A 12,314-nucleotide genomic window follows, 5' to 3' on the forward strand; every position below is an offset into this window, starting at 1 on the left:
GTTCGAGTGTCTCGTCAGCCGCCGAAGGATCGTCCCAATTCGCGCTTTCACGGGCGAGTGGAAGCGCCCGGGCGGCTATGCGCCGAGCCGGGCTGCAGCGAGCCGGGCGAGTTCCGCGCGCCGGCGGGCAGCTTGCGTCCGAGCGATCGGCCCGGCGACTATCGCTGGCTGTGCCTCGACCATGTCCGCGCGTTCAATTCGAGCTACAACTTCTTCACCGGGATGACGCCGGACGAGATCCATGACGCGCAGCGGCCGCTGGCCGGATGGGAGCGCGAGACGCGCGCCTTCGCCTCGACCGGCGGCGCCGACCGGCCGCCGCGCTGGGCCGATTTCAGCGATCCGCTCGACGCGATCGGCGCGCGCTGGCGCAATGCGATGCGGGCCGAGCGCAAGGACGGGCGGCCGCTGTCGGGCAAGGACCGCGAGGCGTTGAAGGCGCTGGCGCTGGATGTGGATGCGGACCGCATGGCGCTGCGCAGGCGCTATTCGGAGCTGGTGCGGAAATACCACCCCGACCGTAATGGCGGCGACCGCAGTCATGAGGGGTCGCTGCAGAAGGTGATCGAGGCGTATCAGCAGCTCAAGGGTTCGCCGGCGTTCGCGTGACGGTTTGGGGTTGCGGCTATCCCTCCCGCGCCCATTTCTCGCGCCGGGCGAGTTCCTGCGGCGACGGATCATCGGTCGCGAATGACCCGGTTTCGACCGGGCCTGCGGGTTCGTAAGTCGACATGACGATGCCGGTGCTGCCGGTGCGCTGCTCGATCAGCTTCCACGTGCCCGGCCCGGAATGGTCGCCGAACAAGCGCTTGCCCTGGCCCAGCACGACCGGCGCGACCATCAGCACGAGGCGGTCGATCAGGCCGCGTTGGAGCAGCTGCGGATAGAGCGTCGAACTGCCCTGGATGACGATGTCCGGGCCGTCGCCGGCCTTGATCGCGGCGAGCGCATCGATGTCGGGCACGCGCTCGCTGTTGTTCCAGTCGAGCGCCATGTCGCCCCGTGTCAGCACATATTTGCGGCAGCGGTTGAACGGCTCGGCGATCTCCGGCGCGTCGGTGTTGAACGGCCAGTGCGCGGCGAAGATCTCATAGGTCCGCCGGCCGAGCAGCAGGTCGTAAGGCTGCCTGAACACGCTGTCGATCTGGTGGCCGAGCGCCTCGTCGCCGAGCGGGGCGAGCCAGCCTTCGAAGGGAAAGCCGCCGCTCGGGTCCTCGTGCGGGCCGCCCGGCGCCTGGATCACGCCGTCGAGGCTGACGAACGCCGCGCCGATGATCCGCCGGCTCATTTGGGCGCGACCAGCCCGAACACCGCACCGTGCGGATCGGTGGCGTGGAACACGCGCTCGCCGCCGGGGACCTCCATCGGATCGCTGAGCGGGGTGCCGCCGAGTTCCTTCACCCTGGCATGCGCCGCCTCGATATCGGGGACGCGGAAGTAGAAGGTCCAGCCGACCGGATGCTCGGGCTTTTCGCGCGGCATCATCGCGCCCCAGACGGCATCCATCGCGTCGCCCGCGCCCTTGTTGCGCAGAAAGGCATATTCGCCCCATGGCATCGGCATGCCGCCGGCCTTCTCCCAGCCGAACAGGCCATTGTAGAAGGTGAACGACGCGGCATCGTCGCTGGTCTGCAACTCGTTCCAGCTGACATGGCCCGTCGCCATCCGGCCATAGGCATTGCTGTCCTCGTCGCTGGCGCCGCGCATGACGTAGAAGGGGACGCCCTGCGGGTCGGCGACCATCGCGAAGCGGCCGACATCGGGGATGTCCTGCGGCGGCAGATGGACGCTGCCGCCCGCGGCCTTGAGCTGCTCGACTGTCGTATCGACATCGTCGACGCCGACATAGCCGAGCCAGCAGGGGCGAGCGCCGCCCGCGAGCATATCGGCGTCGAGCGTCATCACCCCGCCGGCCTGGCCATCAGCGGCGTGGATCATGCGGTATTCCATGCCGGGCATCGCGGATTCAGCGTCGATCTTCCAGCCGACGACGCCTTCGTAAAAGGCGCGCGAAGCTTGCGCATCGGGGGTCATGAGTTCGTACCAGATCCAGCTGCCATGGGGGTTGGTCATGAAGGGTCTCCCTGTCGAAATGGTCTCGCTCCCCCTCTTCGTCTCCCCGGCCTTGTGCCGTGGGCCACCGTGCGGCGGCCGGTGAGGCCGATCGGGAGGGCATTGTTCGGGGCACCGTGGACCCCGGCACAAGGCCGGGGTGACGGTTGGTGGTGGACGTCAGCCCTTCGCCGTGTCGAGGATGGGTGCGAAGCCGCCCCACATCATGCGCTTGCCGTCGAACGGCGGCTGCTCGGGCGGGTTCATCCGCTCGTCTTCCATGATCTTCGCCCAGCCGGCATCGCGCGTCGCCTTGTCGGGCCATTCGATCCAGCTGTAGACGACCTTCTCGTCGTCCTTCTTGTGCGTCGCGCGGTTGTAATCGGTGACCTGACCGTCGGGCGTGTCGTCGCCCCACGCCTCGACCACGCGCAGCGCGCCGAATTCCTGGAACAGCGGCACCATCTTTTCGGCGACCTCGCGATAGGCTTCCTTGTTCGCCGCCGGAACGGGCAGGACATAGCCGTCGATATAGCCGGTGCCGTCGCCCTTGCCGGCCTCGACGATCGGCTCGAACCCGGCATAGATCATGCGGCTGCCGTCGAACGGCATGTCCTTCATCATCTCCGACGCATTGGGATCGTTCATCATCTTCTCGTTGGCGGCGTCGCGTGTCGCCTTGTCGGGATATTCGAGCCAGCTGAACAGCACGGTCTCGTCGTCCTTCAGGTTCACCGACTGTTTGAGGTCGTTGAGCTTGCCGTCGGGCACGTCGTCGCCCCACGCCTCGACGAAGCGAGTCGCGCCGAGACCCTTGAACAGCTCGACCGCGCTCTCGGCGTGCTTCTGATACTCGGCCTTGTTGGCGGTGGGGACGGGGGTCAGGAATCCTTCGACATAGGTCATTGGCTCTCTCCTTGCTTTCCGGTCACGAAACGGGTTCGGGCATCGGCTTGAAATCGGCGAGTTGCGCGGCAAGCGCGGCCTTGAACGCGGGCCGGGCGATCGATCGTTGCAGATAGGCCATCAACACCGGGCGATCCTCGATCAGCCCGCTGCCCTCAGCCTGACGCAAGACGGTCGCCATCGCAATATCCGCCACGCTGAATTGCCCCGCCAGCCAGTCGCGCCCCGCCATCGCCGCGGCGAGCCGGTCTAAACGCTGGCCGGCAAAGGCCACCAGGCTGGGGCGGCGCAGCTCCGCCCATTGCTCGCCCGCGGCGAAGATTTCGATATTGGCGAGCTCGAACATCAGCGGCTCGACGCTGTTATAGGCGGCGAACAGCCAGCTGATCGCCAGCGTCCTTCCGTGCGGGTCGCGCGGCAGCAGGCGTTCGTCCTTTTCGCCGAGGTGGAGCAGGATCGCGCCGCTCTCGAACATGCACAGGTCCTGGTCGCGGTCGGACAGCACGGGTACCTGGCCCCAGGGCTGTTCGGCGAAATAGCTGTCGGGCTTGTTGCGCACGTCGAGCAGCCGCATCTCATAAGGCAGGCCGATCTCCTCGCACGCCCAGCGCGGGCGCAGATCGCGCACGAAGCCCTTGGCGAAATCGGGAACCCAGTCGAAGCCGGTGATCTCGACCGGCGCATTGTTGGTGTCGGGCATCGAATCTCTCCAGTCAGTAGCCGGGTGGCCAGTCGAATGGTGTGCCGTCGCGATAGGGGCGGGCTTCGTCGATCACGCGGGCGAAGGACGGGCGGGCGCACAGCCGTTCGAACCAGGTGGTCAGCCGCCGGCGCTTGCCGATCGGCACCTTTAGGTTGGCGTAGAACAGCGCGGGGCCGGCGGCGCAGTCGGCGAGGCCGAAATCCGGGCCGGCGCCCCATTGGCGCCCGTCGAGCCGTGCTTCGAGGAAATCATAGGCGGTCGCGATCGTCGCCATCTCCGCCGCTTCGTCGATCGCGCGGCCGGTGAAGCTCGCCACCACGATTCGAGCGAGCGGATCGGCGATATAGTTGTCGATCACGCGTTCGAGCATGCGCGGTTCGAGACCGGCGATGCGCTGCTCCGGCACCAGCGGCAATCGGCGCGGGGCAAGCGAGTCGAGATATTCGACGATCACCCCGGATTCGCCGAGCACGGTGCCGTCGCCGGCCTCCAGTGCCGGGAATTTGGTGAACGGCCACACGGTGGTGAGCGCGGCGCGTTGCCCGGGATCGCCCAGGTCCACCACCACCCGTTCGAACGGCAGGTCATGCTCGTACAGCGCGATCAGCACCTTCTGGCAATATTGCGCGAACGGATGATAGTGGAGGCGGAGCATCGCGTTACGCCTCGCCCGCTGCGGCGGCTTCGACCCTGGCGATGTCGATCTTCTTCATCGTCAGCATCGCTTCCATCGCGCGCTTGGCGCTGGCGGGATCGGGATTGTCATAGTTGAGTTCGAGCAGGCGCCTCGGCGTGATCTGCCAGTTGACGCCCCATTTGTCCTTGCACCAGCCGCACATGCTCTCGCGCCCGCCATTGCCGACGATCGTGTTCCACAGCCGGTCGGTCTCTGCCTGATCCTCGGTCAGGATCATGAAACTCACGGCCTCGGTTTGCGGGAAGATCGGGCCGCCGTTGAGCAGGACATAGTCGTTTCCGCCGAGGTGGAATTCGACCACGATCACGTCGCCCTTCTTGTTCGAGGGCGTGTCGGCGGGGGTGCGCATCGTGCGGGTGATGCGGCCGTCGGGCAGCAGGGTGACGTAGAAATTCGCCTGTTCCTCGGCGGTCATGTCGCTCCAGATGCAGGTGGTGATCTTGCTCATTTCGGCTCTCCTTCGCCGGCTCAACTTATGTCGGGCGGAGTCGTTGCGGTTCAGGCGGGTTCGTGCGCCGGACCGTCGGGGAAAGCGGCCATTGCGGCCTCCATGTCCATGAACATCGGCTCGTAGATATGGCCATCGAGGTCCTCGAAGGTGCGACCGTACATGAAGCCCATGTCCTGCGGCTCGCGGATATCGGCCTTGCCGCCGGCGGCCGCGGCCTGTTCGGTGATCGCATCGACCGCCGCGCGGCTGTCGAACGACAGGCAGATCAGCACCTCGTTGGTTGCGGACGAGTCGGCGATCGTCTTGTGGGGGATGAAGCTCTGGTAGAAGTCGTGGCCGAGGATCATCACCGTGATCTCGTCCGACCAGTTCATCGCGCTCGCCATCTCGTTGCTGAAGCGCGCGTCTTTGGTGAAGCCCAGCGCCTCGTAAAAGGCGGTCGATGCGGCCACGTCCTTCACCGGCAGGTTCACGAAAATCATCTTCGCCATCGGTCTTCTCCTGATGCTCGTTCGTTGAAACGCTGTGTTCCGAATCGCTTGCTTGATCTTGATGCCGTCTTGAGTTAGTAAAAGCAACTATGAAGTTAGAAAAAATGACTCAAGATGGCCAAGTTATGGAAAAGGCGCCAAAAAAACAAAAGCGCCGCTGGTATGACGATGCCTGCGGCACCGCGCTCGCGCTGGAGCTGGTGGGCGAGCGCTGGGCGTTGATGGTGGTGCGCGAACTGATGTTCGGGCCTCGCCGGTTCAGCGAGATCCGCAATGCGCTGCCGGGCTTGAGCGCCAACGTGCTGACGCAGCGGCTGGAAGGGCTCGAGGAATCGGGCATATTGGTGAAGCGCAAGCTGCCGCCGCCCGCCAGCGCGCAAGTCTATGAGCTGACGCCGTGGGGCTATGAGGCGGAAGTCACGTTGCAGGTGCTCGGCCGCTGGGCGGTGCGCTCGCCCGAGCATGATCCGACGCTGGGGCTGTCGGCGGCGTCGGCGATGATGTCGCTGCGCACGATGCATAATGCGCAGCAGGCGGGCGACCTCGACTTCACGATCGGCTTTCGCATGGGCGAGGGCGACGAATTCGTCGGCCGCTACAACCGCGACGGCATCGACGTGCATCGCGGATCGGCGGAAGGCGCCGATGTGATCTTCACCGGCCCGCCGCCCGCAATCGCCGGTGCGGTCTATGGCGGCGCGCTGGACGAGCTGGAGGCGGCGGGAATTTTGCGCATCGACGGCGACCACAGCCTCGCCGAAGCGTTCGTCACGCGCTTCCCGCTGCCGCGTAAATGGACCGAGGACGCATGACGCGGATCGCGCCCGGGGTGGATGTCGCGGGCCGCTGGATCGCGGCATCGGCGGATGCCGTCTATCGTGCGCTGACCGATGGCGCGGTGGTCGCGCAATGGCTGCCGCCCGAGGGCATGACCGGCGAGGTTGCCGCGTTCGATGCGCGGCCCGGCGGGTGCTATGACATCACGCTGCATTATGCTGAGGCCGGGCCGGGCAAGACCGATGCGGGCAGCGATCATGTGCGCGGGCGGTTCGTGGAGCTCGTGCCCGGCGCGCGCGTGATCCAGACCGGCGAATTCGATTCTGACGATCCCGCCTTTGCCGGCACGATGCGCATGACCTGGACATTGACGGCCGAGGCCGGCGGAACGCGGGTCGAGGTTCGCGCCGAGGGCGTGCCGTCGGGCATCGGCGCGGACGATCATGACGCCGGGCTGCGTTCGTCGCTCAACAATCTCGCCGCCTTCCTCGCCTAAAGCTTCTCGACTTCGCATCTGCACAAGGTCTAGGGACACGGCGACTCAGTTAAGGCCCGACCATGACCGACATCCCCAACACCCAGCCCGACAGCCGGGAAACCACGATCCTCGCCGCGCCCGACAAGACGGTGAACGTGCGCGACGTGTTCGGGATCGACATCGACATGGAAGCGCCCGCGTTCAGCGAGGCGGACGAGCGCGTGCCCGATCTCGACCCGGCCTATGTGTTCGACGCCGACACCACGCTCGCGGTGCTGGCGGGCTTTGCGCACAACCGCCGCGTGATGATCCAGGGTTATCACGGCACCGGCAAGTCGTCGCATATCGAGCAGGTGGCGGCGCGGCTCAACTGGCCATGCATTCGAATCAACCTCGACGCGCATATCAGCCGCATCGACCTGATCGGCCGCGACGCGATCGTACTCAAGGACGGGCAACAGGTCACCGAGTTCCGCGAAGGGCTGTTGCCCTGGGCGCTGCAGACGCCGACGGCTCTGGTGTTCGACGAATATGACGCGGGCCGGCCCGACGTGATGTTCGTGATCCAGCGCGTGCTGGAGACCGAGGGCAAGCTGACATTGCTCGACCAGAATCGCGTGATCCGCCCGAACCCGTGGTTCCGGCTGTTCTCGACCGCCAACACCGTGGGCCTCGGCGACACCAGCGGGCTGTATCACGGCACGCAGCAGATCAACCAAGGGCAGATGGACCGCTGGAACATCGTCGTCACGCTGAACTATCTGCCCGCCGCGACCGAGGCGCAGATCGTGCTCGCCAAGAGTGGCGAATATGACAAGCCGGGCGGCAAGGAGCTGGTCGAAAATATGGTGCGCGTCGCCGACCTGACGCGGCGCGGTTTCATCAACGGCGACATCTCGACCGTGATGAGCCCGCGCACGGTGATCACCTGGGCGCAGAATACCGAAATCTTCAAGGATGCCGGTTTCGCCTTCCGCCTCTCGTTCCTCAACAAGTGCGACGAGGCGGAGCGCGCGCTGGTTGCGGAATATTATCAGCGCGTGTTCGGCAAGGACCTGCCCGAGAGCGTGGTGGGGAAGGCGTAAGCCGGGCCGCTGATGCCCAACGATTCCCCCCTCGATCAATTCCGCAACGTGCTCGCGGGCACGGCGCGCGCTCTGGCGCATGAGCCGGAGGTCGAACTCGCCTTCACCGCCGACGCGCCGGTGCAATCGGGAAAGCACATCAAGGTGCCGATGCCGGGCCGCGCGCTCGCGCCCGAGCATGTCGCCGAGGCGCGCGGCTTTGCCGACGGCTTCGCGCTGCGCATGCGGTTGCACGACAGCGCGACGCACCTGAAGGCGGCGCCGAAGGAAGCCGTCGCACGCGCTGTATTCGACGCGGTCGAGACGGCGCGGGTCGAGGCGCTGGGCTCGCGTGGCTATGCCGGGATCGCCGACAATCTCGACCGTGCGCTCGAGATGAAGATGCGCTCCGACCCGATCAGCCGGGCGCGGACGCGGGACGAGGTGCCGCTGTCGACCGCGATCCAGCTGCTGGTGCGCGAGCGGCTGACCGGGCGCGAGGCGCCCGCCGATGCCGCGATGGGGCTGGCGCTGGTGCGCGACTGGATCGAGGACAAGGGCGGCGCCGATCTCGACGCGCTGGGCCTGGCGATCGACGATCAGGCGGCGTTCGCCAGGCTGGTCGGCCATCTGCTCGAGGATCTCGAGCTGACCGAGGGCGAGCTGATCCCCGACGAGGCCGATGAGGGCGGCGGCGAGGACGAGGGCACCGATCAGCAGGAAGACGAAAACGGCGAGGAGGGCGAGCGCGACAGCGAGTCGGGCGACGGCGAGATCGAGGCGCGCGGCGAGCAGAGCGAAGGCGAGACCGAGGACGGCGAGGACAGCGAGCAGGAACAGGGCGAGTTCGACGACGCCGATGGCGAACCCGGCGACGAGGGCGAGGAGGGGATGATGCCCGTCCGCCCCAACCGCCCCTGGTCCGACCTGCCGCCGCAATTCGAATATGGCGCCTTCACCACCGCCTATGACGAAGTGATCGCCGCGACCGAATTGTGCGACGAGGAGGAGCTGGAGCGGCTGCGCGCCTATCTCGACCAGCAGCTCGTGCATTTGCAGGGCGTGGTGACCAAGCTTGCCAACCGGCTCCAGCGCCGGTTGATGGCGCAGCAGAACCGCAGCTGGGATTTCGATCAGGACGAGGGGCTGCTGGACGCCGCGCGGCTGGCGCGCGTGGTGGTCAATCCGATGCAGTCGCTGTCGTACAAGATCGAGAAGGACACCGAGTTCAAGGACACGGTGGTGACGCTGCTGATCGACAATAGTGGTTCGATGCGCGGGCGGCCGATTTCAATTGCGGCGATCAGTGCTGACATCCTTGCGCGCACGCTCGAGCGAGTCGGGGTCAAGACCGAGATTCTGGGCTTCACCACGCGCGCGTGGAAGGGCGGGCAAAGCCGCGAGAAATGGCTCGCCGAGGGCCGCCCGCCGCAGCCCGGCCGCCTCAACGACGTGCGCCATATCGTCTATAAGCAGGCCGACGAACCGTGGCGGCGCGCCAAGAAGTCACTCGGGCTGATGATGCGCGAGGGGCTGCTCAAGGAGAATATCGACGGCGAGGCGCTGCTCTGGGCGCATCACCGGCTGATCGCGCGGCAGGAAGACCGCAAGATCCTGATGGTGATCAGCGACGGCGCGCCGGTCGACGATTCGACGCTGAGCGTGAACAGCGGATCGTACCTCGAACGCCATCTGCGGCAGGTGATCGGCTGGATCGAGCAGCGCTCGCCGGTTGGCCTCGTCGCGATCGGCATCGGACATGACGTGACGCGCTATTACAGCCGCGCGGTGACGATCATGGATGTCGAGCAGCTTGCCGGGACAATGATCGAGCAGCTCGCGTCGCTGTTCGACCTGGAAACGTGATCGAGGCCCCGCCGGGCGGGTTTGCCGGGCCGGTCAAGCGGTCGATCACCATTGCCGGGCATTGCACCTCGATCAGCCTGGAGCCGGCCTTTTGGTGGGCGCTGGAGGATGCGGCGGCCGCGCGCGGGCTGCCGCTCAGCGCGCTCGTCGCGCAGATCGATCATCTGCGCATCACCGCGTCCGACCCGCCCAATCTCGCCAGCGCAATCCGCAGCTGGCTCTTTGCTGCGATCGTTTCGCAAGAAACAAATGAAAATGATTCGCAACAGCGTTGACTCTGCGAACGCTTCGCAATAGCTGCGGCCCCGACAGCAAAGGGGCTCAGCATGACTCATTCTTCGATCGATGGCCGCAAGGCCGCGCCCGCCTTTCTCGCGCTCGCCGTGGTCGGCTTCGTCGCCACCGCGCCCTCGGCCTATGCCGCCGATCCCGTTCCGGCCGCCGCCAGCGACGCGGATAGCAGCGACCGCGACCAGATCGTGGTGACCGGGGAGCAGGGGGACGGCGAAGTCGCCGATCCGCGCGCGACTGCCCCGCTGCTCGACACGCCGCAGACGGTGACGGTGATCAGCGACCAGGTGATCCGCAAGCAGAACCTCCAGACGCTGCGCGATGCGTTGCAGACGATCCCCGGCATCACCTTCGGTGCTGGCGAGGGCGGTGGCGGCTATGGCGATTCGATCAATTTGCGCGGCTATTCGGCGAACAACGACATCACCATCGATGGCGTGCGCGACGGCGCGCAATATACCCGTACCGATCCGTTCAACCTGCAGCAGATCGAAGTGTTCAACGGCGCCAATTCGGTGTTCAACGGATCTGGCTCGGTCGGCGGCACGATCAACCTCGTCACCAAATCGCCGCAGCCCGATGACCTCACGATCGTTCAGGGCGCGATCGGCACCGACGATTATTATCGCGGCGCGATCGACGGCAACTGGCGGCTGAACGAGCTGGTCGCGGTGCGGCTCAACGGCGCCTATCACGAGAATGGGGTTGCGGGCCGTGATGTCGAGAAATTCAGGCGCTGGGGCATCGCGCCGTCGGTGACGATCGGCGTCGGTTCGCCGACCAGCCTGACGCTGAGCTATTCGCATCAGGAGGACGAGAACACGCCGATCTATGGCGTGCCCTATTTCAGGAGCCTGGTGAATGCCGGCCCGCTGCCCGGCGTCGATCCGAGCGACTATTTCGGCTATCGCAACCTCGACCGGCAGGACACGACGGTGGATCGTGCGACCGCGATCTTCCGTCACAAGTTCAGCGACGCCGTCAGCGTCCGCAACCTGTCGCGCTGGCAGCGCGTCGCGCAGTACAGCCAGACGAGCGCGCCGCAGGGGACCTTCTGCCTTGCCAACGGGCTTCAGCCGGTCGGTGCGAGCGGCAGTTCGACAGTCGGCATCGCTTGTCCAGCCGGACTTGCGACGGGCTTCTACGCTCCGTCGGGGCCGCGCGGCACGGTGCGCGATCAGGAGAACCAGCTGCTCCACAACCAGACCGACCTGCGCGTCGTCACCGGCAAGCAGGGCGGCATCCGCAACACGCTGGTGGTCGGCATGTCGGCGACGGTTGAGGATTATTCGATCGCTTCGGGCTCGCTGCTGCGCAACGCGGATGGGTCGGCCGTGACGGCATTCCCCGCGATCAGCCTGGCGAACCCGAACACCGTCTATGCCGGCCCCAACAACCTCGTGATCACGTCGCGGTCGAAGGCCGAGACGACCAATTTCGCGCTCTACGCCTTCGACACGATCGAGCTGGGTTCGATGTTCGAGATCAATGGCGGGGTGCGCTGGGAATCGAACCGGGCGGATTTCCGCAACATCCCGCTGCTCAGCCCGCCGCCGGGCACCGCCGCGCTCACCGATCTCCAGCGCCGCCCGCAGGTCAGCGACGAGACGTTGTTCTCCTATCGCGTGGGTGCGGTGTTCAAGCCGACCCCGGCCACCAGCATCTATGCGGCCTACGGCAACTCGAAGACGCCGTCCTCGGCGACGGTGCGGCTCGGCTGCGGCGTGCTGTCCGCGGTCGGCGCGGCGGACCCGTGCGCGGTGGCGCCCGAATCCGCGAAGAATTATGAGATCGGCGCGAAGGCCGACCTGTTCGGCCGCCGGCTTCAACTGACCGCGGCGGTATTCCGCAACGAGCGCACCAATTTCCGCGTGCCCTCGAACGATCCGGCCCAGCCCGGCGCGCTCCAGGTGCTCGACGGCCGCGCGCGGGTCGATGGCGTCACGCTGGGCGCGAGCGGCAATGTCACGCCCGAATGGACGCTGTTCGCCAACTACACCTATCTGAACGGCAAGGTGAAGCAGAGCGTGTCCGACTTCTGCCTCGCCAACCCGAGCGCGGCGTGCGGCAACAGTGCGGCGATCCGCGACGTCCAGTTCGACCAGGATCTGCTCCAGACCCCTGAGCATTCGGGCAGCCTGTTCACCACCTACAAGCTGCCGTTCGGGCTCGAGATCGGTTATGGGCTAAGCTATCAGGGCAGCTTCGCGCTCAACAACCGCGTGCTCGTGGCGGGCGCGGTGACGCCGCAGTTCCGCTCCGACGATTACCTCATCCATCGCGCGTTCCTCGGCTACACGTTCGGCAATGGCCTGACCGCGCAGCTCAACATCCAGAATTTCACCGACGAGCAATATTACACCGGCATCCGCAACAATGTGAGCGCCACGACCGGTGCGATCAGCGGCGGCTGGGCAACGCCCGGGGATCGCCGCTCGGCGGTGCTCAGCCTGTTCTACAGCTTCTGACCAGGGGGAGGCGCGGGTGGCCGGCCACTCGTCCCCCGGCCCGCCGCCCGCGCCTCAATACTGCGAAAGA

14 protein-coding genes are annotated in these 12,314 nt (G+C 66.2%); 7 read left to right on the top strand and 7 right to left on the bottom strand.

The features are described 5' to 3' along the window. Nucleotides 1–6: 6 nt before the first annotated feature. Nucleotides 7–609: a J domain-containing protein gene (locus tag M9978_RS08805; RefSeq protein WP_254292654.1), complete on the top strand. Its 603-nt coding sequence runs from the start codon at nt 7–9 to the stop codon at nt 607–609. A 16-nt stretch (nt 610–625) separates the two neighbouring features. Here M9978_RS08805 and M9978_RS08810 read toward each other — a convergent pair whose 3' ends face one another. The 7 genes from M9978_RS08810 to M9978_RS08845 form a co-directional block, all read right to left on the bottom strand. After that, a complete protein-coding gene (locus M9978_RS08810; RefSeq protein ID WP_254292655.1) occupies nt 626–1,288 on the bottom strand; it encodes a dihydrofolate reductase family protein in 663 nt (220 codons plus the stop codon). Next, nucleotides 1,285–2,073, bottom strand: a complete 789-nt coding sequence (locus tag M9978_RS08815) for a VOC family protein (RefSeq protein WP_254292656.1) — start codon at nt 2,071–2,073, stop codon at nt 1,285–1,287. The genes M9978_RS08810 and M9978_RS08815 overlap by 4 nt, the downstream gene beginning before the upstream one ends. A gap of 159 nt (nt 2,074–2,232) precedes the next feature. Further along, on the bottom strand, nt 2,233–2,958 hold the full coding sequence (locus M9978_RS23515) for a DUF1428 domain-containing protein (protein ID WP_436977175.1): 726 nt from the start codon (nt 2,956–2,958) through the stop codon (nt 2,233–2,235). A 22-nt stretch (nt 2,959–2,980) separates the two neighbouring features. Further along, nucleotides 2,981–3,658 carry a glutathione S-transferase family protein gene (locus tag M9978_RS08830; RefSeq protein WP_254292657.1) on the bottom strand — a complete coding sequence of 226 codons (678 nt, stop codon included), beginning with the start codon at nt 3,656–3,658 and terminating at the stop codon, nt 2,981–2,983. Nucleotides 3,659–3,671: 13 nt separating this feature from the next. After that, nucleotides 3,672–4,316, bottom strand: a complete 645-nt coding sequence (locus tag M9978_RS08835) for a glutathione S-transferase family protein (protein ID WP_254292658.1) — start codon at nt 4,314–4,316, stop codon at nt 3,672–3,674. Between the two features lie 4 nt (nt 4,317–4,320). Then, the gene (locus M9978_RS08840) at nt 4,321–4,806 is read right to left on the bottom strand and encodes a VOC family protein (RefSeq protein ID WP_254292659.1); all 486 of its coding nucleotides are present in this window, start codon (nt 4,804–4,806) and stop codon (nt 4,321–4,323) included. 50 nt (nt 4,807–4,856) lie between these two features. Next, nucleotides 4,857–5,300, bottom strand: a complete 444-nt coding sequence (locus M9978_RS08845) for a VOC family protein (RefSeq protein WP_254292660.1) — start codon at nt 5,298–5,300, stop codon at nt 4,857–4,859. A 104-nt stretch (nt 5,301–5,404) separates the two neighbouring features. On the opposite strand from M9978_RS08845, the gene M9978_RS08850 reads away from it, so the two are divergent. The 6 genes from M9978_RS08850 to M9978_RS08875 all read left to right on the top strand — a co-directional run bounded on the left by M9978_RS08850 (nt 5,405) and on the right by M9978_RS08875 (nt 12,244). Beyond that, on the top strand, nt 5,405–6,112 hold the full coding sequence (locus tag M9978_RS08850; RefSeq protein ID WP_254292661.1) for a winged helix-turn-helix transcriptional regulator: 708 nt from the start codon (nt 5,405–5,407) through the stop codon (nt 6,110–6,112). Further along, nucleotides 6,109–6,573 (top strand): SRPBCC domain-containing protein, encoded by a 465-nt coding sequence (locus M9978_RS08855; protein WP_254292662.1) that lies wholly within the window; start codon nt 6,109–6,111, stop codon nt 6,571–6,573. Before M9978_RS08850 ends, M9978_RS08855 begins: the two co-directional genes overlap by 4 nt. A gap of 62 nt (nt 6,574–6,635) precedes the next feature. Then, nucleotides 6,636–7,640, top strand: coding sequence for a cobaltochelatase subunit CobS (gene cobS, locus M9978_RS08860; protein WP_254292663.1), 1,005 nt, complete (start codon nt 6,636–6,638; stop codon nt 7,638–7,640). A gap of 12 nt (nt 7,641–7,652) precedes the next feature. Then, the gene (gene cobT / locus M9978_RS08865; RefSeq protein ID WP_254292664.1) at nt 7,653–9,485 is read left to right on the top strand and encodes a cobaltochelatase subunit CobT; all 1,833 of its coding nucleotides are present in this window, start codon (nt 7,653–7,655) and stop codon (nt 9,483–9,485) included. Beyond that, nucleotides 9,482–9,760, top strand: a complete 279-nt coding sequence (locus M9978_RS08870) for a ribbon-helix-helix domain-containing protein (protein WP_254292665.1) — start codon at nt 9,482–9,484, stop codon at nt 9,758–9,760. The genes cobT and M9978_RS08870 overlap by 4 nt, the downstream gene beginning before the upstream one ends. 51 nt (nt 9,761–9,811) lie before the next feature. Beyond that, nucleotides 9,812–12,244, top strand: coding sequence for a TonB-dependent receptor (locus M9978_RS08875; protein WP_254292666.1), 2,433 nt, complete (start codon nt 9,812–9,814; stop codon nt 12,242–12,244). Nucleotides 12,245–12,314: the final 70 nt, after the last annotated feature.

Origin of the sequence: Sphingomonas tagetis, from assembly GCF_024211275.1 — a bacterium.
Lineage (GTDB): Bacteria > Pseudomonadota > Alphaproteobacteria > Sphingomonadales > Sphingomonadaceae > Sphingomonas > Sphingomonas tagetis.

What these genes read in the sequence shown, in the direction of transcription:
- M9978_RS08810 (WP_254292655.1), bottom strand. Translation starts at nt 1,288, where the DNA reads ATGAGCCGGCGGATCATCGGCGCGGCGTTCGTCAGCCTCGACGGCGTG.
- M9978_RS08815 (WP_254292656.1), bottom strand. Translation starts at nt 2,073, where the DNA reads ATGACCAACCCCCATGGCAGCTGGATCTGGTACGAACTCATGACCCCC.
- M9978_RS23515 (WP_436977175.1), bottom strand. Translation starts at nt 2,958, where the DNA reads ATGACCTATGTCGAAGGATTCCTGACCCCCGTCCCCACCGCCAACAAG.
- M9978_RS08830 (WP_254292657.1), bottom strand. Translation starts at nt 3,658, where the DNA reads ATGCCCGACACCAACAATGCGCCGGTCGAGATCACCGGCTTCGACTGG.
- M9978_RS08835 (WP_254292658.1), bottom strand. Translation starts at nt 4,316, where the DNA reads ATGCTCCGCCTCCACTATCATCCGTTCGCGCAATATTGCCAGAAGGTG.
- M9978_RS08840 (WP_254292659.1), bottom strand. Translation starts at nt 4,806, where the DNA reads ATGAGCAAGATCACCACCTGCATCTGGAGCGACATGACCGCCGAGGAA.
- M9978_RS08845 (WP_254292660.1), bottom strand. Translation starts at nt 5,300, where the DNA reads ATGGCGAAGATGATTTTCGTGAACCTGCCGGTGAAGGACGTGGCCGCA.
- M9978_RS08850 (WP_254292661.1), top strand. Translation starts at nt 5,405, where the DNA reads ATGACTCAAGATGGCCAAGTTATGGAAAAGGCGCCAAAAAAACAAAAG.
- M9978_RS08855 (WP_254292662.1), top strand. Translation starts at nt 6,109, where the DNA reads ATGACGCGGATCGCGCCCGGGGTGGATGTCGCGGGCCGCTGGATCGCG.
- cobS (WP_254292663.1), top strand. Translation starts at nt 6,636, where the DNA reads ATGACCGACATCCCCAACACCCAGCCCGACAGCCGGGAAACCACGATC.
- cobT (WP_254292664.1), top strand. Translation starts at nt 7,653, where the DNA reads ATGCCCAACGATTCCCCCCTCGATCAATTCCGCAACGTGCTCGCGGGC.
- M9978_RS08875 (WP_254292666.1), top strand. Translation starts at nt 9,812, where the DNA reads ATGACTCATTCTTCGATCGATGGCCGCAAGGCCGCGCCCGCCTTTCTC.